We start from the raw sequence: 24,407 nt of genomic DNA, 5'->3' as shown, positions 1-24,407 counted from the left end.
CGTTAACGTTTTGTCGGCCGGGTGGGTGAGTTGGTGTAGCTTTCCACCTTCAACTCAAACTCATGGGTTCCTCTATGGATGCGTTGCTTGGTTCCAGAGCGTACATCGCGGCGATCTTCGCTACCGCTGAAATTGCGTCGAGACAATAATTCCTGACTGTGATGGTCGAGTTCATGGAAGAGTATTCGCTGAGTGCGAGCTGGGAGTATACCGGCGGTTGACGGTGGTTCCGGGCGGCGAGGTGATTGACTGTGAATCCCCCAGTGATCCATTATGCGCCGACGCCGTTCTGTAATGTCCTCAGGCTCCATGCTATCGCTATAGGCATTGCCCAAACCGTAGGGGGTTCTGGGGTCATCCGTCCTGATCATTCGGAGCAGTTGCTTATTGTGCCTTAGACTTGTGTAAACCTTCATGTTCTGCTCACCTAAGCAACAAAATAATTATTGCTTTTTTTGCGCCGGTTTTTTTGCCACTGTGGCTCTGAGCGAAACCCATTGGTACGGTTCCGGGCTGGGGAAACTCATTAAACGCCACATTTCACGCTCAGCCAATTTGGGTGTTGAGAACTTACCATGTAAAACCAAAAACGACATAGTGCATTCGGTTCCACGTACCTGTGCGATCTCATACGGAATTTGACGGCTTTGCAATATCTTAACTGTAGTTGAATTATCCGGCGGGCTAAAGTAGCGGCCAAAATTAATGGTATACGTGCTATCGACGGAATCCGTAGGTGTGACATTAAACTCTGAGAGTAAAGGAATGGATTTGTCGCACTCGTCTTTTTTCGTCTCTGTTTTTGGCGCTTCCGCTGTGCTTGCTGTTGTGGCCGGGGCAGTGGTTTCTTGTTTACCGTAGCTGCTTGGGGAGAATGTGACGAAGAGTAATAGCACGAGCATTAGGCTCGCTTTGGGGTTGGAAGAATAAAATCGTGGACTAACAAAACAGTTCACGATTCACTCCGTATTTTTTTACCAGTCGTCCAAAAGCCCGCCTGTCCTTATTGGCAATTTTGGCTGCGCGACTAATATTGCCAGAGCATTGCGCAAGAATTTTATTCACATAGGATGATTCAAACTCTTCAATAGCCCGGTTTTTTTCATCTTTAAAAGAACCGATTTGAGCTGTGCATTTATCTTCTACACCCGATGATGATTGGTCTTCTTCTATTTGAAGGAAAACGCCTTCCGTTAAAAAGCACCGTCGCATTACCCAGTTTTCCAGCTCTCGCACATTTCCAGGCCACTCGTAGTGTATTAGCCATTCCTTCGTTGTCGGGGAAAGAGATTTCATCGGGAGTTTATGTTGTTGACACACCTGTTCCATAAAATGCTGGGTCAACAAAACCACGTCATCTTCTCTGTCTCTTAACGGTGGAACATCAATGGTTAACACTTCCAGGCGATAAAACAAGTCTTCTCTGAAGAGCCCTTCACTGACTAATTTTTTTATATCTCTGTTGCTTGCACTCAGTACCCGAACGTTTGCCTGTTTATTTTGTTCTCCACCAACAGATCGATATTCGTTTTCTTGTAGAAACCTTAGCAGTGCTACCTGAGATTTTAACGACAGGCTGTCTATCTCATCCAAAAAGAGCGTTCCTTCATTGGCTTGCTCCAGTAAGCCGCTTTTGGTTTTCTTTGCGTCGGTAAACGCACCTTTTTCATGGCCAAATATTTCACTTAAGAAAAGTTCATCGGATAGGGCACCACAGTTTACTGGAACGAATGCATTATCAGATCGATTGCTACAATAATGCAGGCTTCGTGCAACTAACTCTTTACCGGTTCCAGTTTCGCCATGAATTAACACTGGGGCATCGAAACGTGCAGTTTTGATTATACGTTGTTGAAGTTGATTAATAACTTCGGATTCGCCTAGTAATGTTAGTTTTAGTAGCTCTTCCGAGGGAATCATGTATTACTCCGTATTTTATTTTTAATTAGAAGGAAGTAAAAATGAAAGTGTAAAGGTTGTACTAATCGCTAACCCCAAGTGTGGCGGGAATTGTTTTCGTCTGCCCATACATCTAACCGCTTTCAACTCTGTACTAATTTGTCTTGTCCTAAGTGATGGTTATTCAAGCCTTAATTATGTTTTCGACAAAAAAATTATAGATAAGATTTAAGTGATGTCTAACGCAGAGATATTAAAAGCGCCATTATCTGAAAAATTGGCGCGCCATCTAATGTGTTTATTTTAAGACCGATGATTCTGGTTGGGATGAAAATATCCCTCTGGGTAATTTTTTTCGCAATAGCTATTTTCTTTATTTGCCTGGTTTGTAAAGAAATTTGCATTTGATTACTGCGACTTTTTTTACCCGGTAAGTCTGATTGAATTTTCAATAAAATTAAAAAATCTTTGTATCTCAGTTGCTTAGGAATTAATCCCATGGTTGGCATAGGGCTTGCTCAAACTGTTTTCGGCCGCCGGATACGCGCAGTGATCATGCTTCGTGACAGGCAGAATGAATACGAATGGGTAATTTATGGTGGGGAGTCTCCATGTGAATAAAGAAGATACCGAAAAAATAACGTCAATCGCCGATTCAATAAAACGCTATTTGATTACGCGACCCCAGGCCTCAGAGACAGTTGAAGGCGTTGCCAAATGGTGGTTGATCCAACAGCGCTTCAATGACTCGTTGGAACAAGTTCAGACTGCTCTAGAGTATCTGGAGAAAAATGGGGAGGTTGAGAGAGTGCAGCTTCCTGATGGTAGAGAAGTATTTAAAAACACAATCAAAGTGACACAACATTAATTAATGTTGGAATTTTAAAGATTCCTAATATAAGGAGCACAATACTATGGGCGAAAGTGCACAGACAAAGCTAAGCCGCGTGCGGCCCCCCAGAGTCCAAATCACATACGATGTAGAAATTGGTGATGCTATCGAAAAGAAGTCGTTACCATTTATTGTGGGAATACTTGCCGATTTGGGCGGTGATAAAGAACCTAAGCTGGATCCATTAAAAGAAAGAAAGTTCGTCACTATCGATAGAGACAACTTCGACGATATGATGAAATCCCTGGCACCAAAATTTGATTTGGGTGTAAACAGTAAAGGTGAAAAGAAACCAATTAAAAACATGATAAAAGATGGTTTAGTGTCATGTTTTCCTGCGTCTACCCCGGACAAAACACCGGATTCCATCGGTGGTGAAATGATTCTATTGAACATGGATGATCTTTCACCTCTCGCGGTTACTCAACATTTTCATCGTACTAATTGTGCGTTTCAAACGCAGTCAAAGTTGAGAGATTTTCTCGGCAAAATGGATGGCAACGATAAGCTGATCAATTTGCTTGAAGCGATTGTGTTAAATGAAAATAAAGAAGCCGATGAGTTGCTCAAAGCATTTAACGGTAAAAAGCTGGACGACCTTTTTTCTGATGAAGAAAAAACCAAGTTTAAGTTTGATAAATCAAGCTACAAAGGCAAGGAAACCATGCCGGCCATGCTGGTCCCATCGGAATATGTTGCAGAAGATGGCCGCGGCCCGTTTGTTGACGACAAAGAGGATGGGGTGCCGGTTAAGCTGGAAACCTACCTATGTGATCAGGCAATACAACAGGAAGCCTGGAAAAAGTTTGACCACGGTGATAACAAAATCATCGGTGATCTGTTAGCAAAAGATGGCGGTTCGATGATTTTGGAAGAACATCAAAAGCCCTATGTGTATCAGTTAATCTGTCAGTTTGCCGTAGAAATTCTAAATGGCATCAGTGACGACGATAAAAAACTCGATCCGGCAACCTTGATTACCAAGAAAATCGATTCAATTCGGGAAGCGATCCAAAATCAGCTAAATGAAATATTCCACAGTGAAAAGTTTCAACAGGTTGAAGCCGCCTGGCGAGGTTTGCATTACCTGGTATCAAAAACGGAAACCAGCGATAGCCTGAAGTTGAAATTGTTGGTGATCAGTAAGGAAGAGTTGGAAAAAGATTTTGAAAAGGCTGTGGAATTTGATCAAACCGCCTTGTTCAAAAAAGTCTATGAAGATGAGTACGGCACCTACGGTGGCGAGCCATACAGTATGCTGGTTGGTGATTATGCCTTTGGTCGAAGTGCACCGGAAATGGAATTACTGACCAAACTTTCCGAAGTGGCAGCACAGGCGCATACGCCCTTTATTGCACCGGCATCGTCAAAATTATTCGATATGAATGATTTTTCCGACCTCGCCAAACCACGTGATCTAAGCAAAATATTTGAAAGCGCAGAATTGATTAAGTGGCGTAGTTTCCGCGAAAGCGAAGATTCCCGTTACGTCACCTTAACCTTACCCAAGGTCATGCTGCGCTACCCCTATGGTGAAGAAACTCTGCCTGCAGATGGCATTGAATTTGAAGAGGATGTCACTGGTGCAGGTAATGGAAAATACCTGTGGGGGAACTCAGCCTATTTTCTCGCCGAACGAATTACCGGTGCCTTTGCCAAATACGGTTGGACAGCGGCGATTCGCGGAGTTGAAGGCGGTGGTTTGGTTGAAGGGCTTCCGGCACATATCGTCACCACCAAAGATGGCGATAAGGTTGTCACCTGTCCAACTCAGATTGCCATCACCGACCGTCGTGAAAAAGAATTGAACGATCTGGGATTCGTGACGTTATGCCATCGAAAGGGTTGGGATCAGGCGGCATTTTTCGGCGGCCAAACCACCAATAAACCCACTAAATACAATACCGATTCGGCCAATATGAATGCAAGTATCTCCGCCATGTTGCCGTACATGCTTAATGCATCGCGATTTGCGCATTATATAAAAGTCATCATGCGCGAAAAAGTGGGCTCATTTCTAACACGTTCGAATATTGAAGAGTATTTGAATACGTGGATCACACAATATGTCTTGCTGGATGAGAGTGCAGGGCAGGAATCCAAAGCGGCATTCCCGTTACAGCAAGGCAGAGTAGTGGTAACAGAAGTTGCCGGTCGACCAGGTGCATACAAAGCTGTTGTATTTTTACGGCCACATTTTCAATTGGAAGAACTGACGGCGTCAATACGGCTCGTTGCAGACATTCCTGCGTAACCATTTTCTAATTTTTTTATTTGGAGAAAACAATGGATCTAATATTAATGCAACCTGGCGATCCAGCAGCAGTAGGTTTAGGCGATAACGATTGGGATAAGGGCGGAAGTTTGATTGACGGTGCAGATGGCACCAGTGATCTTCCTTGGAATAAATTTTCTGAAGAATATCCCGGTGAGCCGCTGCCGTTTGATGGCAAAAACTGTATTGAACTGGTTTCGGTGAATCAGGGCATGAAACAACAGGTAACCACGGATGTGAGTAATTCGGCACGTACTTCTGGTCGGCCCATTATTACTGACTTTACCTGTGTGAAATACGTAGATAAATCATCGGTGAAATTTAACGAGTTGTGCTTAAGGGCAAAGCCCCTAGGTGTCGGTAAAGATCAGCCAACGAAGATATTTATTCTACGTAACTCTGGAGACCGTCTCTCCAACATTATGACCATTAGCTTACGCGATGCCATTATCAGTGAGAACCAGTTTCAGTCGCATCCGGATGATATGCCGACTGAACAATTCAAGCTGAATTTTACCGAAATACTCTGGACCTACAACGTGCAAAAAGCCAGTACCGGTAACGGTGGGCAATTCCATGCCGGCTGGAGTGTGGCGCGCAACCGTCCAATTGGTCAATTTACCTAAACACGTTAGAGCAGTAGGGAATCGCAATGGAGAGACCGTTTTTTTATCGTTTAAGTGACCCCAGGCCACGGGAATCAACCAGTGATATCGACACGATAAAGCTGACGATTCGAGATGAGATCCAACGGATACTCTCCACGCGTTCCAATGGATCCGTCAACGGGGAAAGAAACATATTTAATTTTGGTATTCCGAATTTGGTGGAAAAATCCAATTCATCAGCCAATTTGCAAATGTTGGTGCAGGATATTCGGCAGGCCATAGAAGCCTTCGAGCCAAGATTAAAAAATGTGAAAGTCCGTTATGACAAAACAGGTAGTTGGAAAAGTCAGCCGTTTCATATCAGTGCAGATTTATTCATGGATGGTGTGGAAGAAAAATTCACTGTAGATTTTTAATCGAGTCGAACTGCAACGATGCAAAAGATGCAAGATCAAGAATTGTACGACTATTTCCTGCGCGAGATGGATTACTTGCGTATGCGTGCAAAAAGCTTTGCTGATGACTACCCGGATGTAGCAAAAGAATTGCGTCTAAGTGAAGTGAAATCTTCAGACCCCCATGTTGAATTGCTATTGCAATCTTTTGCTTACCTCTCAGCGAATGTTCGACGGGACATGGCGACCCAGGCAAACCATTTGCCGAATCAAGTGTTGGGTGTGTTGTATCCTCACCTAATCAAGCCTATACCTTCCATGTTTGTGGTACAGGCGGATGTGGTGTCCAAAGAAGCCAAGTTCGACGGGGTGAAAGTTTTAGACAAAGGCAGGGAATTTTACGTCGATATTCATAGCAGCAAAAAAGGGTTGCTGCGTTGTAAAATGACCACTTCAACCAAAACCACATTGCGACCTTTTGATGTCAGCGATGTGTCGTTTTCCTCTATTCGTGATGTCGGTTACGACGCATCAAAAATGGACAACGATTCCGTTAGCAATGCCGTGCGTAAAGCGCATACGGCGCTTAAGCTGGAGGTCACCAATCTGGATGATAAGCCGACAGCGGAGTTCGGACCGGAATCCTTACGTTTTTACATAAATGGGGAAAAGAATCGGCCCCATTCTGCATATCACCTCTATGATTTAATCGCCAATGATTGTATTAATATCATTGTAAAAAACCGCAGCGATAGCGAAGCCAGTCAATATCAGTTACTCAATAAGAACGCAATTTCCTGGGTAGGGTTCGATGAGGAAGACGCGGTTTTACCGTTCAATAAAGGCTCACATTCGGCATATCGAATACTTCAGGAATACTTTCTGTTTCCCGAGAAATATCTCTTCTTTGACTTAACCGGTATAGACGGTAGCAAGCTGGGCAAAAAGTTTGATATTTACTTTTTACTGTCTACTTTGCCAAACCAAAATGTTCGGCCTAATGCCGACAGTTTTTCTTTGAATGCCATTCCCCTTATTAATCTTTACCCACAGCGGTTAAATAGCATCCGGCTGGATGAGGAAGATCACGAGTACCGTTTAATGGGGGATTTCAAACATCACGCCTATTGCGAAGTGCATTCACTGTCTGAAGTACAAGTGATTCCCAAAGAGGGGGAACCTAAAAGAGCGCAACCCTACGCCGGTATTGAAGGGGATTTATTGCACGAAAACGAATGCTTCTATAGTACAAGAACAGAAATTAGTGGGTTAAAAAGTGTGCCTGGTACGGAAATGTATATTTCCATTCACCAGAAAGCGCAGGAATACGAAAAAACTGCTGACGATGTTATCAGCATCAAAGCCAAGTGCACTAATCGTCGGTTACCAGAATCGCTAAGAGTTGGCGATAGCTTGGCACTGGTAGGGCCGGGGCCAATTAGTCGGGCAAAGGTATTGACCAAACCCACCATGCATATGTCACCGTCATTGAATAATGACAAGCCCTGGCGGCTTATGTCCAACCTGGTTCTGAATACTTCCAGCCTGGAAAAGGAGGGGATCGAGATTCTTAAATCGATACTGCTTACCTATTCAAACGAAAATGAAAAAAGCCATTTCTCCCAGGTCGACAGTATTACCGATGTGCAATGTCGCCGAATTGTTAAACACATTGGCAAAGATCAATGGCGCGGCTTGTGTAAAGGAATGGAAGTGGTGTTGGAAATCGATATTGAAAAATTCAATGGTACCAGTCTTCATCTTTTTGGCTCGGTACTCAATCGATTTTTTGGATTGTATGCCAATGTAAATAGCTTTACCCAATTTAAATTAATTCTCAAACAAAAAAAAGAGGTCTTTAGGTCATGGCCACCGCTAGCGGGCGAACAAATCTTACTTTAAGTGAAAAGATAAGATTAAACGCCAGCGCGTTTAATCTTGACCAGCTGATTAAATTACTGCTCATGCAAGAAGATAATGGGCAGGGTGAGATATGCGATAAAATTGACGATGGATTGTTCCGTGTGCAATCGCATGTTCGTTACGATATGCCGCCTACGGATATCACTGGTATTGCCAGTATCACCAAAAAAAGCGACCCTCATGGCTTGCCGATTAATCGTTTATTGTTGAATCATTTCGGTATTGTGTCATTTAACAGCCCATTACCTTTGCCCTATGTGGAATGGATTTTTCGCGAGCTGCATAACGGGTTTCGCAACGAAAAGCATTCTTCTGTACTGGATTTTATCGATATATTTAATCATCGGTTTTTATCGATTCGTCATCAGAATCGGGCCGAACAACGGCTTTCCTTAACTTCTGAACACCCTAATAACTCCGTTGTTGCACGAAGAATTGAATCCCTGGCGGGTTTTGATGATCGACGTTTGTTCGATCTGGTCAAAATAGGATTGTATAACCGCCAGGAACAGATAGACGTGGAAGGTGAGAAGGAGGTCGAGCATCATTTGATACAAACATTTTCCGGGCTGATTTATAACCCAAGGAAGTCCGCGAATTATATTAAGACGGTGATCAGTACCGTATTTAATGCCCCGGTCAAACTGGAGCAATTCCTTGGTCAATGGTTACCTGTGGAAAAAGAGGATCAGAACAGTCTGGGTAAAGCCAACCATGCCCTGGGTGAACAATTCATTTTAGGCCAGTCCTGCTGGGATCAACAAAGCCTTATCGGTATACGCATAGGCCCGGTTTCATATAAAGCTTTGGTTAGTATGATAAAGGGCGGTGTGCTGCATTCGTCTCTTATTAGTTTAATTCGCTTTCTTAGCGACGGTGATTGGGATTGTGAACTGGGTATTTTGATTCGTAACGAAGATATCCCCCAAAGCTTGCTTCACGGAAAAATTTCCCGCTTTTCCCTTAAACCTCCTATGGATATGCGAGCCTGGTTAGCACAACCAAAAATAAAAAAAGTGGCAGAGCGGCATATGCAATTGGGAAGGGAAAGCTGGTTAAAAACAGAAACTGCGGTGGACAAGTTAATACCGGTTTCACGCCCTGATGGCCTGACAGAGTTCAGAGTGGATATATAACATGAGTCTTGGTGCTGAAAGTAAATTAAACGAATTCTATGTGGATAAAGTAGAAACAGCCGATGTTCCGTTAGTTGTGGATATTCGAGACGCCAAGGGTAAACGCATAGATAACGACATTTTTCGTGTCCAGTCAATCCAGGGGCAGGAATCCTTATCCCAGCCATTTGAGTTTTCTGTTGAGCTTACCGCAAATGACGGTCTGCAGGATGGCAGTGGAGAAAAACTGAGTTTTGACTCGTTGCTGGGAAAATCAATCACACTTTCTTATGTGTTGCCGGTGGCTAAAAACCCCTCCGATGAATCAAACAATAGCGTTGTCAGCGAAAGCAGCGAGCAAGCGGTTCCAAAACGTTACTTTAATGGGATTATTGCCGATTTTTCGTTGAGTGCACCGGGTTCTTATCATTTAACAGTGAAGCCAAGATTGTGGCTAGCCTCATTAACCAATCGCTATCAACTTTATAGCGCCAAGAGTATCCAGGCCGTCCTGCAAAGCATATTGAATGAACATGAAATTGTTCATGAAATGCATTTGGATTCCGTCGCGGTAAACCGTGAGCAGGACTGGATTCAAACCGGTGAAACCGATTTGGATTTTATTCAGAGGTTAATGCATAAAGCGAATATTTATTACTACTTCTCCCACGAAGACGGCAATCATACCCTGATTATCGCGAATAATCCGTATTATAAAACCTTATACAAAGAGGGAAGCCAGGAACAACTTGTTTTACGTTACGTACATTCAACACAAGCTGACTTGCATTCTCAAGAAGATGAACACTTATCCAATTACAGTTATAAAAAAGCCATTAGTTGTAGTGGTGTTCACAGCATTTTATTGCGCAGCGAAGCGGCCTGGGAATCGGATAATCTGGCCAGTTTTACCAAATATGAGGCGATAAATAACGATATTGTTAGGCTGCCTTTTCGTAAATATAAAATATTTCAGTACGGCGGAAGCAATGAAGAGGTCAGCACGGAAAGCGGTAAAAACTGGGAAATGATTCAGTCAGCTGCAACCAGTTTAAATGGGGAAAGCAGTTCACCGTTACTCAGTGCGGGCCATACTTTTGTTACGATGAACGATGCAGAAGTTGATTCGCCAAGTTATCAGTTTGGTTCCGATAATGTCTATCAGACAACAATAGTCAGGCCAGAATTGGAAGGGTGCGAATTTGTTGTTACTCAAGTACAACATAAAATGAGCGTCGTAGAGCCGTATTCCAATTCCTTTCAGGCCACTCAGTCAGACATGCTTATTACACCATTTAATATTCAGGATACTCAGCAAGGCATGATTCTGGGAACGGTGGTTGCAGATGAAACTGCTGAGAATCCAATCGGTTGGAAATACCGTTACAAAAATAATTTCTACAAGGAATATCACAGCGTAACCGACGGGGAAGATGCTGAAGAATTAAGAGCAATAGGTGTGCTTGTTGAACTATCTACTGACAGCATGCAAAAGCAACAAGGGGCTGTATGGATAAAGTTGGCGCAGCATATGCAGACTGTACCTGAGGTTGGTGTGACAGTGTCAATCGGGCGGTCAAATGACGAGTCGGAAATGCCGGAAATTCAAAGCATTGTGCAAAGCAACGGCAGTAAAGTGGTTATCCCGAGTGAATGGCAGGCTAATACCAGTGTAGGTAGTAATGTTTCTACCAGTTATGGTGACAGTAAAAGCATCCGTTTTGGTTTGAAGTCCAAGGTAAATTTAGATAAAGCTATAAGCATTGTTGAAGACGCCTACGCCACCGGGAAATATAAAGATGTGAGTTATTCTCAGGGAGGAGGCTACAGTTATTCCACTGCAGAACATGGAAAAAAAGGATTGTTAAGCGAGAGCGTAACATACGGCAGTACAGATAGTCAGTTTTATGCTGAATATACAAACAATCATTCCGAAATTGATCGATCAATAAGCACCTCTGATATTGGGTACAGCTATAGCAAAAGCAAAATAGGCAGCACCGATAGTTACACCACCATTACCGGTAAAAGCTATTCCAAAACTACCGTGGGTGAGCAGGAAAGTGAGACCACCATTAATGGCCTTACTACCTCAACTACCACCCATAACGGGGATATTTCCAGTACCAACAAAATTTACGCCAATCAAACTTCAGATTCCTTCACGCTGGGAAACACCAGTTCGCAATCGACCACGATCGGTTGGGTAAACAGTTTCAATACCTTTCTAGGGGTAAAAACCAGTATTGATTTGAGCGCATCGGCCTCTATCAGTCGGGCAATCAATGCATCTATCAGCGATAGTTTGACGCTAAACGCCGGGTTAAGTAATTCGATATTGATTGATGTAGGTGCAAGTTTAAGTACACATATAAATGGTACGGCAGAAATTAAAAATGAAATAAAAATGTTCCAGTCAAACAATAAAACCACGCCACTGGAAGTGATAAATGAGCCAGCAAATGTGAAGGCAAGAATTGGAAATATTGATGTTGAAATGATGAATTTCAAAATCTTTATGTGAGTGAATGATGAATATTATCAAACCCCGTACATTATCCATTTTACATAAAACATACCGATTTAAGCAGAAGGACCACTTGGTTATTTCGCCGGTATGTGTCTTTTCCTTATTGGATAATCAACACATTTACAAAGAAACTGACCCTGAAGCCGATTTTTATTCTGCCTTAGGCAAAGATATATTTGATTTGTGCATGCCCAAGGGCAGTGCGGAATTTATTATCCAGGGAAGTGCTTATAGCAACACCGATAAACCCGTTACTGAAATGGTGGTTAGCGCATCTTTGGGCGATGTGTCCAAGCGTATCTACGTGTTAGGCGATAGAAATTACCAATCTGGCCTGTTAGGAGTGTCGCCGGAGCAGAAACAGAACGCCGAATTTTCATCACTGTCATTAAGCTTTGACAATACCTTTGGTGGTCCTGGCTCACCATCCAACCCCGTTGGAAAAGGGCTGTTCGAAAAACGCAGGCAGAAAAATGTGCCAGGAGCCAATTTGGTTTATAACCAAAACGGACTCCGTTGTGGAAAAGACAAAAATCAGATGCCAGCGGCATTTGGCCCAACAGGGGTTGATTGGCCAAATAAAATTCAGCAAGCCGGAACCTATGATGAAAATTGGTTCAATGAAGACCGGCCTGGATTTCCGCAGGATATTGATTTTCATTACTTTAACCGGGCATCGAGTGACCAGTATTCCTCAACCCCATATGTGGGGGGAATGTCTTTTTGCCTAACAGGAATGCACCCCAAGATCGCTAAAATATCCGGCGTGCTACCGGGAATTAAATTCCGAGTGTTTGTACAACGTGAAGAAAGCCAGGACGTTGAAGATAGTGAAAACCATATCGATACCGTATGGTTCTTTCCAGACAGGGAAATCGGCGTGCTTGTTGGTCGATCAGTCGTCGCTGTTACCCAAAGTGATGCCGAAGATGTTAGTACGATTATGATTGCTTACGAAGGCATTCATGATCAACCGAAGTCACTGGAGCATTACAGGTGGGTATTAAACCAACGTACTGATCCAAAACATGCATTAAAACATGTCTTTAATGAATCTCAGCTTATGCCGTTAAAAACCAAGGCAGAGCAGGATGAAATAATTCAACAACGTATTGCCTATCATGCAAAAAGAAGTCAGTCGGCGGATGACACCACCCGCAAAATTCGCGCAACCATACCCGAACTCAATACGCATTCCTCTGAAGATAAAAGCGACAGCACCGATAATGGAAATGAAACCCTTTCTGCGGCTGATGCACTTTTCTCACTTGAACCTGAACAAACGCCAACAGCGGATGAGATTAAAAACGGCGATTTTGATTTAACACCATATATGACGATGTGTGAGAAATCCCTAGCTCATTCAATTGAGGTGGCGAATAAAGAAAGGGAAAAGGCAGAAAATGAGATCAAACAAGCCAAGGCAGATAATACGCAGCACACTCCGGTGGAAAATAATGAAGACGCGAGCAAAAAAGCCTTGAGTAGTGCTGGTAAAGTGATTAAAGACCCGGTTAAAAAACTGGAAGAATATTGCAACACTATCAGTAGCGATACACAAAAGGAAAATCACCAAGCCACTGCAGACAGCATTATTGAGCAGTGTGACAGACTGGCTGCCAGCTACAGTGTGGCAGAAAAAACGGTAGAAGCGTTTGAACCGACACCGGCTTCCAAATTGCTTCGGGAATATGTTATTGGTTTGATCAATAATGGGCAGTCGCTATCCGGTAGGAATCTGAGTGGTGCTGACCTGAGCGAACTTGATCTATCTGGTATGGATCTTACCGATACCGATCTAAGTAATAGCTGTTTGTCCGGAGCAAATATGCAGCACTGTACGTTGCTGCGAACCAATTTGAAAAGTGCGTATGCCAAACAAACAAATTTCTCCCATGCTTCCATAAAAGAGGTAAATCTAAGCGGTATAAATGGCCAGGAGTCAAGTTTAGATTCAGTTGTACTTGAAGACTGCCAATTTCTATATGCCAATATGGCGCAAAGTTCCTGGCTAAAAGCAAAGATCAAAAATACTTCCGTTATTAAGTCAGACTTTAATAATACGAATTTTTCGGCGGCGGATATCCAGGGAATTACCTTGGTTGATAGTTGTTTCTCCAAAGCGTTGTTTGTCGGGGCCACGATTAAGCAGGGCAATATCAGTCAATCCGCTCTGGATTACTCTCAATATACGAACGCCAGTCTGGCTTATATCGCCTGGGTTGAGAATGACCTGAGCCATGCCGATTTCTCAGAAGCGGTAATGAATAATTGCTCGGCGTTAAAAAACAACCAGTTCAAATACACCATATTTAGCCAGGCGGTTCTTTCTCGTTGTGGTTTTGGTGGTGTGAATTTCTACGGCTCAAATTTTAACGGCGGCGTATTTGGTAAGTGTGACTACAGTCAGGCGTGTCTGAAACAGGCGGATATGACCGGCAGTTGTTTTGCCTACACGCTCATGAATGGGGCTGATATGAGCGAGGCATCAATTATGAATGCTGATTTTTTACATGCCTTATGTCGCAAAGCAAAATTCACTCAATCGGAAATTCATGACACAAGTTTCTTTGGTGCGGATCTGTTTGAGGCAGAATTTGATAAGGCAGTGGTTAAGAATGTCACTCTTCCAGTTGGTGTCAGTATCGAAGGAGTGACCCAATGAAAAGCAGTAATGTAGCAGCATTGGATATGAATGCCCTCGAAACTGTGGCACTGGAAGAGGCGAATGTCTACCTGGATAAAACCTTTTCAGACTTTACGCCACCCGAATCGGATACTGTGTATCAAAAATGTGTGTTTACCGATGTGAATTTTAATGGTTTAAGTATTAAGAACTGCACCTTTATTCAATGTGATTTTACGGCTACACCATTTTCTAATTGCTCAATTAAAGGATGTAACTACGTTGAGTGCGAGATCAGTAATAGTGGGTTTGTCGATTGTGAATTAGATGAGGTGTCGTTTCAGTTATGTGATATGAATGATGTGGTAATACATAACACCAGTTTAAAACGATGTGGTTTTACCAAAGTTAAGAGTAACGGGTTAACCTGTATTGAAAACAGTCTCCAGTCTGTATCCCTTGTAAAATGCGATTTTGATTTAGTTGTATGGCAAAAGGTAGCGAGCACAAATTGTTGCTTTATCGAAATTGACTTTTCTCGATGGGAAATATCAGAGCCCACCTTTATTCAGTGCCTTTTTCTGAACGTTACCATTAAGGATAAAATCTGGTCAGGAATAGACTTTCATGGGTCGAACTTTCAATCTGGTTCTCTTGAAAATCTTCAGCTCGAACACTGTGATTTGAGCGGCGTCAACTTTTGCCAGGCCGAAATTAATGGCTGCCAATTTCTGGAGGCGAACCTTCAAAATGCGGTGTTGGCCAATGCTTCGATTCAATCCAGCTCGCTTAAGCGATGTGATCTAACGAACAGCAATAGTGATTCTGCTCAATGGCAAGCGAGCGAGGTTTCTCACTGCAAAGCGGATAATAGCTGGTGGGGCAAGTCGGTCATTATTAAAAGTCGGTTCGATAACAATCAGTTTGAATACAGTAATTGGTCTTACGCTGAGGTTCAGTCCAGTAAATTTACGGATAATAATTTTACCAATGCGAATCATCATCAATTAACCACGTTTGACAGCATATTTGAACACAATAGTTGTGAAGGTTTGCATGCTACCAGTCATGTTTTAGCTGAACGAGAAGCCCGTGCACGTCGATATGGAGTCCTGTAATGAACGCTAGAGTTAATATAGAAGGATTAGGAAAAACCACTCACGATGAAATGTATTTTTCATCTGGCATGTTTTCATCCCAGGTAAGCCATGTTGATGGCGAAAATATACTATTAAAAGACGGCATCACTGCCAAACAGGCATTCAGTTGTTTAATTGAGGTGTTGGTGGATGATGTGGTTTCTGTCTGCAAGTTAATGGATGGCCAGCATTATGTGATCGCTGTTTTATCCAGACAGGATAAATCGCAACAAACCATTCAAACGCCGGGGGTTAAACAGCTATCCATTACAGCAGATAGTATTCGCATTTTGGGAAAAACCCGTGTGCAGACAATTGCCGGTCAGACACTATCCATGATTTGTGTTGGGGGCAGAATCGCAACCCATGCCAAAGAACTGATTCAACATGCGGCCTGTAATTTAATCAGTAAAGCGCGTAATCATTTTAACCATGCGGAACACTACGCAGTGAAAGCGCAGGATCTGGTTTCCATTCAAGGTCAACACAACCTGATTGAAGCGCAAAAAGAAATGCGACTCAACGCTGAACATATAAATATGGGGTAAAACCATGCCGTTTATTGTTACTCAATCCGGTGCAACAGCTTTAGGCATTGTCGACGTATGTAAAACACCGCCCTTAGCGGTGCCGATTCCCTATGTCAACATTGGCGTGAGCACGATGGGGCTGGGGTTTGTGTTTAATGTCACCATCCTGGCGAGCCCGGTGCACAACTTGCTAACTTCGATTCCGATGACCTCGGCTAATGAACCTGGCGCTATGGGTGGTGTGGTGTCCGGCATTATCAAAGGGCCGGCGCGTTATCTGATTGGTAGTTTTTCCGTAATTGCCGGTTGTGCACCTGTTGCCAAGCTTTTAAGTACCACATTGCAAAATTCGATTAATGCGCCTGGGCTGGTTGCGATTATGTCCCAAATAAAAGTGATGGCGCTAAAGTAATGGTTTTAATTGGTATGCAAAAAAAACTGTTCCTTGTTTGTTTCTTAATGGTTGCGCTATGTGGCTGTTCGACCATGAGCGGGGTGGTGGGTATTTTTAAAAGCAGTTCACAGGTTAAAAGTATCAAAATCGTGCGTGAAGATGGAGCGAACAATAATCAATATATTTTGGTGGATGTGGTTTTTGTGTATGACAAAGATGTTGAGTCGTCAATGTTGCCGGTTAAAGCAAAAGATTGGTTTTTACAGAAGGATACCTATCTCAGTATGAGCCGGAAAAAGCTTGAAGTGGTTTTTCATCAACCTGTGCCATTAGGCATATTGGACGATATCAAACTGCCAAAGAAAAAGAAGAAATCCAAAAGAGTCATGGTGTATATCGCTTATTACGGAAATAAAAAATATTTTCAGGAAGATATAACCCATATGAAACACATTCAAATCGATCTAGCACTGGGCGATCCGGTTGTAAAAGAGATATAGAAACCAGGTGAGGAATAGAGTCATGTCAATACACAATGTCGCACATATACATCCGGTGCAATGGTCTGAAGGTATGCTTCTTTCACCACAGCATTTACAGCAACAGGACAAATACTGGGATCAACAGCTTTGTTCGGTTATGTCTATTTTACAGCCACATTTTTTTGGCATCAGCCAATTGGAAGTTGATCAGGATGAACTGGTTAATGGCAAACTGCTGATCACCTCTGTATCTGGAATCATGCCGGATGGTTTGATATTTAATTATCCGATTGAAGGATTGGCGACAAATGGAGCCGGTGAGAAAAAAGACGAAGACGGTGAAGATGAAAGTAAACCTGCGTTATATCGTGATTTGGATAAAGACTTTGAAAAACTTAAAGATGGAGATAAATACCTTACTATTTATCTCCAGCTACCGAAGCGAGGTGTCGCCGCAGCGAAACCTCAGGGTTCGCAACAGCGGTTTATTCCTAAACTGCCGGAACTGGTGGTAGATGAAAATACGGGATATGGGACGATAGAAGTAAACCGATTAGCACCGAATCTGTCATTGTCGCCGGTACTGCCAAATTCAACCTTTACCTACCTCCAACTGTTGGTGATTACCAAAGACGCGGACGATATGTACCGGGTCGCCAATTATTATCCGCCCATGCTCACCATTAGTGCATTAAAGAGTATTGAAAGCTTGTGTCTACAGGGGAAAATTAAAAAACTTCGGGTTTTGATCCGTAAGAGAACGCAATTGTTAACGCGCGTATTAAAGGCGGAGAAAGGGCAGGCAAACAGCGATTTAAAAAAGAAATACTCCATGTATGTGCTTAATTTGGTTAAGGCTTTGCCCTTATTGGATATTTATAACAAAACACCGGATATTCATCCTTTTTCTCTCTATACAACGCTGGCGAACTTCCTTGGGCAAATCAGTACTATCAGTTCCCACGGTATTATGCCCCCTGTGTTGCCGGGCTATAACCACCGTGATAGCTACGGCGCTTTTGTCAAAATTATTCGAATTATTGAGAAGACTGTACTGCGGGTCGGCCTGGCGTATGTATCGATTTTATTTAGACAAGCGCAACCTAATTTATTCTATTTGAATCTCAACCCCAAGTGGGCGGGAAAGCGAGTGTTTATTGAGCTTTCACCTAACCGAGGGCAAACCGTTGAGTCCCTGCAGGATTGGATTACCAATGCGCGCATTGGCGAAAAAGGCGTATTGAAAGAATTAGACCGTATGCGGGCGACGGGAATAAAACGGACTGCCACTGAGGAAGTGACGCCCATCGACCTTTATCAATCGGAAGGTTGTCTCTTGTTTGAGTTGGAGAGTCAGGACGACGACGTTTGCAGCCGAGTTGAATACGGTAAAAACCTGTTCATTCTAGGTGGAGGAAGTGGTAAGGCGCCGAAATCGATTACGTTATATGTAGCGCGATCTGATGGCAATGGTACAAGCAGTCAGCGGGGATAGTGTCGAATGAAAATGCCCTTTGAAGAAATGTTGTTGACTCTCTTTTTCGATTATCTGGAAGAGCTTGTTGATATAAAGGAAAACATCAACAACGAATGTTTCGATGGGCTGTTGGCAAAAGATTATAGCGGAAGCGAAAAGGAAAAACACCGGTGCCTGGCGATCAATATTCGAGACTTAATGCTGAGAACCTTAAATCATTATGACAACGAAATAAAAACGGCCTACAGCAAGTTCGAATATGAAATCTTCTTAAAAGTGAAGTACGTATTAGCGGCGGTTACCGATGAAACCTTTATCCACCTGTTTCAGTGGGACGGTAGTACAGCCTGGTTGAATAACCTGCTTGAGTTGAAAGCATTCGGCACATCCATATCCGGTAGTGTATTTTTCGATGAAGTGGATACGCTGCTGCAAAATACGTCTGGCGAAAAGGTGTTTACAGAGCTGGCGAAGATCTATTACCTGGCCTTGCAAATTGGTTTCCGTGGCATATACCGTAATAAATGTCGAGATGGCCAGTTAAAAAAAATTCGACGTTCACTTCTGGCTTTTATTGGTGAAACATCGACGGAAAAAAACAGTTTAACGTCTAGCGGGCGTGGGCACACAAAAAATGGCAAAGGTGTTCGTCTTACACCGCTAGTCCCCTGGGTAAGGGCAGGGTTTATGGCGCTTGGTGTGTATCTTCTGGTGGCTGCTATTGTGTGGATCACCTCGATTGAAAAACTCAAAGAAATCGTATCTTAGGTATTAATGGGATGGAATTGTTAACTGAATTGTTCAATGTCATTGGCATGGGTAAAGCTGGGGAGGATTTTTTCTCCGGTGGTAAGTTTATGATTCCATCGGTACAGACCATGCTGTTTTTGGCGATGGTCTTTTTTGTGTATAAGTTTCTCAAAGGTTCGGAAAAAACATTAAAAGAGGGCATACAAAAACGAATTGACCAGCTTTGGGATAAAGTCAGATCCTGGCGAAATAGTGTAATTCAAATGTTTTACGCGGTGTTCACCTCACAAGAATGGAAATACGATAAGCCGTGGTATTTAGTAGTGGGTTGGGAATGCAGCGAGGAAGACTTTATTGTTCAATCGGTTATGTCTCGTTTAGGTGAAGGTGATGACATGACGGAGAAGGGCGTTGTTCTTGAATATGGCAATGCCTATAGCCTGCTCAATGGTACGCTTATTACCCTTAAGCGCGAAGAGCAGGACGACGACAAAAATTCAAGCGAATTAGATCTTGCCACCGCCGAATCCCGACAGTATCAAATCTTGGCAGAAGAACTGGTTCAGGTTCGTTCCCAACGACCTCTGGATGGAATTATTTTGGTGATTCCCGCCAGTGAGTTGGAAAATGGGCAAGCATATCAATCGGACAAATCAAACCTTGTTATTGCGGATAGAATTCGTCGTATACAGGAGAGTATCGAGTTCAGTTTACCCTTGTACCTGCTAATTAGCGAATCCCAGACCATTGATTCATTTGAAGCCTTCTGGAGTGTGCAACCGCGCAATATGGATAGGCAGCAGCCCTTTGGTTGGGTGTCGCCATACTCGGCTGATACAGTATTTAAAGCGGAACATATCCATCAGGCATTGAATGACCTGAAGATGAATTTGAATACCATTCAACTGAATACCGAAATAAGTGAAGAAAATACCTATACCGGAAAATATGCTAATGGCAGTAAACATGATGTCGATGGTTTTTTAGCTTTTCCGTCGCGATTGAAAAAGTATTATTTGCCGATTAAAAAACTGACCCAATGCCTGTTTTTGGATTGTTCTGTCGGCCACTTATTGCTGTTTAGGGGTGTTTTCTTTTCGGGACGTTTACCTGCAGTAAGTGAAACAGAGCATCAGGATAAAGGCGATACAGCCTGTTTTGTCGATCACCTTGTTGACAAAGTGGTGTTCGGTGATGGCATGGTTGCCGAACCGACCAGAAGGCGAAAACTGTCGAGAAACCGGTATATTCATCGGTTTCAAATTGCGAGTTTATGCGTTCTTTTACTGATTTTTTCTTCCTTGTTTTTTTCTGATCGAAGCCTTGATGAACAGGTGGATTCGATTTCGGTGGTAGTTAAAAATATTCAGGAATGGCGCAGTCGGGGAGTAAGTGATTGCAGTGATTTGAATACCGCGGAAGACATGTATTCCATGCTGGCGAGTATGGCGAGCATTAACACTGATCTCGTGTATTGGAATATTCCTTTTTCATGGTGGGAAAGCGTTTCCGGGGATGTGCAAAAAGAATTTTCTGATAAGGGCATGAAATCCGTTGTGTTTCCCAATTTACAATGCAGAATTCAGCGTCAGGCCAAGGACTTAAGTTATATATCGCCGGTAATGGGGTCGTTGGAAAGTGAACAAAGCGATGAGGTTTCGCCAAGTTATGTGCGCCTAGAGCGATATATGAAAGATCTGGTCACCTTTGAGCGTAACCTGGATGATTTTAAGAGGATAGCCCCAAGACAAAACGCCAGTCATGCGTTTATTGATAACCCAATGAGTTTGCTTATTCGTTTGATGGAAAGCCTTTACGGTAAGGATGCCCCTGAAATACTTCGTCGAGTGAATGGGCAGCATCAAAAATCACTGGTTCGATTAAATTATAATGTTCCATGGATGGAAAATTATCAGCTTAAATACCTGGACAATGGTAACCATCAATATTGTGATTCCCTGCCTGAACTGAGTCGATTTGATCGGCGTGAACCTATTTCCGAGGCCCTGATCGCGACCAATATCTGTCTGATGTCTTTAGCTTTGTATGACGATATTCTCAATACATCCGGCTTTGATAGTTTCACATTAAATACCGGTGAAGAGACTGAACAGTTAGCATCCTTTAGCTTAACCCAAGCGATTGAAAATAACCCCAAGCAAGCATACGATTCTATCGTGGCCTGGACTCAAATGGCGGCCCGGTTTTATTCAAAGAATCCGGCGGATGGTACGCCCTGCAATCGAATTCATTCAGTATTAAAGAACTACGGTGATGCGTTGGTACTAAATGCCAATAACCCGAATAATAATGTCATTGAGTTTCTCTATACCCCTGTGCTGGAATTTTTCCAACCGGGTGGGGTGTGTGATCAACAGGCAAAGGGAAATATTCAGAAAGTAAAATCCGTTCTGGTGAAAAATACCGAAGGCAATGAAAGGGCAATTATTGCAAAATATGTAGAAAGCTCTATGTCTGCCACGTTTTTTAAGCAGACCAGGGTGCTGCCGGAAGGTCAGGCACTAACCTGTAAAGCAGAGTTGTCGGAATGGGATGCGGGTCAGCTTTCACTCGCCGAAAAGTATATTCGGGAATACCACACTTTTATCTCCGCAAACCAATTGGATGAGGTTGATCTTGCACAAAGCCCGTTAAAACAGCTGGCGTACAGCCAGGTTAAATTTGCCATCGAACAGGTTTTATATAATGCCCAGGTAGAGAAAAATTCAGCTGGCTACACGATGACGCTGCTTAACCAGGTTGATTCACAAGAGTCCAGACTTGCCAGTACCCAAGTCAATTTTGATCGGGCGATTACGCATCTTATTCCGCTGGCGAAAGACCTGAATGAACTGAAGTTTAATGATGTGAGTTCAGAGATTACTCGCTGCGCAAGAAAGTATGCCAAGCATATGATTGCACAGGTGAGTCATTATTCGGAACCTCTGGGCTTGTATAAATCTTTGCCGAAGCAATCGCGTAACCTGCCGTTAAACAGCGATTTTAGTTTTACGCTCTATAACAAGGCCGACTTGGAGGATTACCTTAAAACGGAAGAAAAACGTACACGCATTGTATTGGAATATATTGAGCCGGCATTGGTATTACTTGGGCAAACGGAAATAAACGACGGGTCGAGCTGGCAGGAAGAACGTCCCTCTATTGCTTTTTGGCGAAACACATTGACCGATTTCACCAGCTACCAGAGGGAACTGGCCAATACGCAACTGGGTGAGTTGCATGCGCTCTATAAAAGATTGGCGTCGGATGAGGATTTATGTGCGTCTGTGGCTGAATTGCCAATAGGTGGTTATGGTTATGACCTGTTTGCCAAACGCAGAAGCCATCTGGCGTTGGCATTGAGTGATATGTGTAATATACAACTGGAAGAGGCAATCAGCCAAACCTATCAGTTCTTACACGATGAATATAATCAAAAATTTTATGGCAAATATCCATTTAATGGTAATGCGAAAAGCACTACAGACGCTTCGGCAGCAGAATTACGCCAGTTTTTAATTGCTAATACCGGTGCCGTAGATAATTTGTTAAAACAGATTGAAACCCTGGTGCCTAAAAGTGCAGAGTGGGAGAAGCTGGAAAACTACCTAAAACAATTACAGTCACTGGAAAGCGTATTTTCCACCAGTCTTGCTCACCAGCCACAGCCTTTGCCAATTTATTTGTCGACCAAATTCGATTTGGTCAAAGAGACAAATTTAGTCAGTAGTCAATCAACCCGTTGGCAGTTGGGCAGCAATCGTTTTTCTATCTCAAATGTTGACGAGAGCCAGCAAGACAAAAACTCAGACATACAGTTGCCCTGGTATTATGGTGATTCATTAAGCGTTTCAATTAATTGGTCCAAGGATTCGCCGTATATTGTCGACACTCAAAAGGCGAAAAACAGTGCGCTTGTTGACTCTGTTAACGCAAATCTAAAAAGCTTAGGCCAGACCTTTACCGGTGATTGGGCGCTGTTTCGTTTGCTGGATCTCTATCGTATTGATAAACCACCTGTAGGTGTGATTACCAGTAATCAGGAACAGGTAATGCTTATTCCTGTTCCGTTGGTTCTTGACCCGAATTTAATCGATTCTCGTGCGTATGCCGATATTGGTCAGAACCCTGTGACCGCGAATCTGTATATGTCTGTGGTTCCCTTGGTAAAAAATAGTCAAGGTACCTTGGAGCCGCTATCACTTTCAACCGTTTTTCCTGCATCTGCGCCGTCTTTACCCGGAGGTTTTTATGCCTACTATTAATTTACCCGCTATGACCGAGAAGCTTCTTTTTCTGTACGGTATTTCATTTGAAAAGCTTGTCACACCGGTGAGTGATGAAGCGCCTTCCGGTTTGTATCTTCGATACGAAGATTTGTATTTTGACATTAAAAAAGCGCGTACCCGCGATGATGACACGTTACCCGTTGGTATATGGGAGCACGACCTGAAAAAAGCGGAATGGAGTCGGGTGATTGAGTTGGCGGGCAATGCGTTAGCATTCAAAACAAAAGATGTGCAGTTGGCTGTTTGGCTGCTAGAGGCCGGTATTTATAAATATGGCTTTGCCGGAATTGCTCCCGCATTATTTGTAATTGAAAACCTGTGTTCGGAATTTTGGGACACCTTACATCCCAATATTGAATTTAATGACCTTGAATTTAGAATCAACCCGATTATTTGGGCCAATGAGAAATTAATTCCCGCACTCAGGCTTATTCCGTTTATTCCGACTGTTGAAGGTGAACGTCCTTATACTTGGGCGGACTGGTTAAAAGCCAATGCCTCTGTCGACAAAAAAGCCCGAACAAAAGATGAATTAAGCCAGAGTGCCATGATACTCAACGGGTTAACACGTATGTCATCCACTGATTTGCAGGCTTTGCAAGCTAATCTGGATGAATCATTGCTCAGTACCGTTTCACTGAATAAAACGCTTAATCATCTTTGTGGTGCCGATGCACCCAGCTTGGCCAATATTGAGAATTTTTTAACCGAGGTCAGAGGGTTTCTCGGCGTTGAACTGAAAAGACGCGGGATGGGAGGGCTAGAGGCCTCCGGAGAGAGTGATGATCCAATAGAGGAGCAAAACTTCAATATATCCAGTGATTCTGAATTGTCTGCACCACGTTCAAGCGGCCGTAACGAAACCTATATGCAGGTGGAAAAAGCCGCACAAACTTTGTTGCAAATAGATCCACATAGCCCAGCACCGTATCTGATATTGCAGGCCTGTCGTTGGGGAACTATGGATACGCGGGAACTGTATAAAGAGCTTTTCGTGGAATGCGGTGGTCAGTTGAATATTTTTGATTTACTTGGTGTGGATAGTCGGGCTATGACCGACTTGGGTGCTTAAGTTCAGTCATT

At 43.1% G+C, this 24,407-nt stretch carries 20 protein-coding genes; 16 read left to right on the top strand and 4 right to left on the bottom strand.

Features of this window, described 5'->3' with window-relative positions:
* Positions 1 to 2: 2 nt before the first annotated feature.
* The 4 genes from P5V12_RS10720 to P5V12_RS10705 all read right to left on the bottom strand — a co-directional run bounded on the left by P5V12_RS10720 (position 3) and on the right by P5V12_RS10705 (position 2,408).
* Positions 3 to 416: a hypothetical protein gene (locus P5V12_RS10720; protein ID WP_316957351.1), complete on the bottom strand. Its 414-nt coding sequence runs from the start codon at positions 414 to 416 to the stop codon at positions 3 to 5.
* 27 nt (positions 417 to 443) lie between these two features.
* Positions 444 to 902, bottom strand: a complete 459-nt coding sequence (locus P5V12_RS10715; protein ID WP_316957350.1) for a hypothetical protein — start codon at positions 900 to 902, stop codon at positions 444 to 446.
* A gap of 37 nt (positions 903 to 939) precedes the next feature.
* Positions 940 to 1,920 carry a sigma-54 dependent transcriptional regulator gene (locus tag P5V12_RS10710; protein ID WP_316957349.1) on the bottom strand — a complete coding sequence of 327 codons (981 nt, stop codon included), beginning with the start codon at positions 1,918 to 1,920 and terminating at the stop codon, positions 940 to 942.
* Positions 1,921 to 2,138: 218 nt separating this feature from the next.
* Complete coding sequence (locus P5V12_RS10705) at positions 2,139 to 2,408, bottom strand: hypothetical protein (RefSeq protein WP_316957348.1); 270 nt, start codon at positions 2,406 to 2,408, stop codon at positions 2,139 to 2,141.
* A gap of 104 nt (positions 2,409 to 2,512) precedes the next feature.
* Between P5V12_RS10705 and P5V12_RS10700 the strand changes: the two genes are divergently transcribed.
* The 16 genes from P5V12_RS10700 to tssA are packed head-to-tail and all read left to right on the top strand — an operon-like array spanning position 2,513 to position 24,396.
* Positions 2,513 to 2,767, top strand: a complete 255-nt coding sequence (locus tag P5V12_RS10700) for a hypothetical protein (protein ID WP_316957347.1) — start codon at positions 2,513 to 2,515, stop codon at positions 2,765 to 2,767.
* A 46-nt stretch (positions 2,768 to 2,813) separates the two neighbouring features.
* Positions 2,814 to 5,045 (top strand): type VI secretion system contractile sheath large subunit, encoded by a 2,232-nt coding sequence (tssC, locus tag P5V12_RS10695; RefSeq protein WP_316957346.1) that lies wholly within the window; start codon positions 2,814 to 2,816, stop codon positions 5,043 to 5,045.
* Between the two features lie 32 nt (positions 5,046 to 5,077).
* Positions 5,078 to 5,692 (top strand): type VI secretion system tube protein Hcp, encoded by a 615-nt coding sequence (locus P5V12_RS10690; protein WP_316957345.1) that lies wholly within the window; start codon positions 5,078 to 5,080, stop codon positions 5,690 to 5,692.
* 26 nt (positions 5,693 to 5,718) lie between these two features.
* Complete coding sequence (gene tssE, locus P5V12_RS10685) at positions 5,719 to 6,090, top strand: type VI secretion system baseplate subunit TssE (protein ID WP_316957344.1); 372 nt, start codon at positions 5,719 to 5,721, stop codon at positions 6,088 to 6,090.
* Between the two features lie 27 nt (positions 6,091 to 6,117).
* A complete protein-coding gene (gene tssF, locus P5V12_RS10680; protein WP_316957343.1) occupies positions 6,118 to 7,971 on the top strand; it encodes a type VI secretion system baseplate subunit TssF in 1,854 nt (617 codons plus the stop codon).
* Entirely contained in the window at positions 7,935 to 9,128 is a 1,194-nt protein-coding gene (tssG, locus tag P5V12_RS10675) for a type VI secretion system baseplate subunit TssG (protein WP_316957342.1), read from the top strand. The genes tssF and tssG overlap by 37 nt, the downstream gene beginning before the upstream one ends.
* Before the next feature lies 1 nt (position 9,129).
* Positions 9,130 to 11,631, top strand: a complete 2,502-nt coding sequence (locus tag P5V12_RS10670) for a contractile injection system protein, VgrG/Pvc8 family (protein ID WP_316957341.1) — start codon at positions 9,130 to 9,132, stop codon at positions 11,629 to 11,631.
* 4 nt (positions 11,632 to 11,635) lie between these two features.
* Entirely contained in the window at positions 11,636 to 14,302 is a 2,667-nt protein-coding gene (locus tag P5V12_RS10665) for a DUF2169 domain-containing protein (RefSeq protein WP_316957340.1), read from the top strand.
* On the top strand, positions 14,299 to 15,381 hold the full coding sequence (locus P5V12_RS10660) for a pentapeptide repeat-containing protein (RefSeq protein WP_316957339.1): 1,083 nt from the start codon (positions 14,299 to 14,301) through the stop codon (positions 15,379 to 15,381). Before P5V12_RS10665 ends, P5V12_RS10660 begins: the two co-directional genes overlap by 4 nt.
* Positions 15,381 to 15,950 (top strand): DUF3540 domain-containing protein, encoded by a 570-nt coding sequence (locus P5V12_RS10655; protein WP_316957338.1) that lies wholly within the window; start codon positions 15,381 to 15,383, stop codon positions 15,948 to 15,950. The genes P5V12_RS10660 and P5V12_RS10655 overlap by 1 nt, the downstream gene beginning before the upstream one ends.
* Positions 15,951 to 15,954: 4 nt before the next feature.
* Complete coding sequence (locus P5V12_RS10650; RefSeq protein ID WP_316957337.1) at positions 15,955 to 16,344, top strand: DUF4150 domain-containing protein; 390 nt, start codon at positions 15,955 to 15,957, stop codon at positions 16,342 to 16,344.
* A gap of 14 nt (positions 16,345 to 16,358) precedes the next feature.
* Positions 16,359 to 16,826: a hypothetical protein gene (locus P5V12_RS10645; protein WP_316957336.1), complete on the top strand. Its 468-nt coding sequence runs from the start codon at positions 16,359 to 16,361 to the stop codon at positions 16,824 to 16,826.
* Positions 16,827 to 16,848: 22 nt separating this feature from the next.
* Complete coding sequence (gene tssK, locus P5V12_RS10640; RefSeq protein WP_316957335.1) at positions 16,849 to 18,303, top strand: type VI secretion system baseplate subunit TssK; 1,455 nt, start codon at positions 16,849 to 16,851, stop codon at positions 18,301 to 18,303.
* Between the two features lie 6 nt (positions 18,304 to 18,309).
* Positions 18,310 to 19,053, top strand: coding sequence for a DotU family type IV/VI secretion system protein (locus P5V12_RS10635; RefSeq protein ID WP_316957334.1), 744 nt, complete (start codon positions 18,310 to 18,312; stop codon positions 19,051 to 19,053).
* Between the two features lie 11 nt (positions 19,054 to 19,064).
* Complete coding sequence (locus P5V12_RS10630; RefSeq protein ID WP_316957333.1) at positions 19,065 to 23,300, top strand: type VI secretion system protein; 4,236 nt, start codon at positions 19,065 to 19,067, stop codon at positions 23,298 to 23,300.
* Positions 23,287 to 24,396, top strand: coding sequence for a type VI secretion system protein TssA (tssA, locus tag P5V12_RS10625; protein ID WP_316957332.1), 1,110 nt, complete (start codon positions 23,287 to 23,289; stop codon positions 24,394 to 24,396). The genes P5V12_RS10630 and tssA overlap by 14 nt, the downstream gene beginning before the upstream one ends.
* Positions 24,397 to 24,407: the final 11 nt, after the last annotated feature.

This window comes from Teredinibacter sp. KSP-S5-2, from assembly GCF_032773895.1.
Lineage (GTDB): Bacteria > Pseudomonadota > Gammaproteobacteria > Pseudomonadales > Cellvibrionaceae.
Note: the sequence above shows the minus strand (reverse complement) of the source record. Positions and strands in the feature narration are given on the sequence as shown.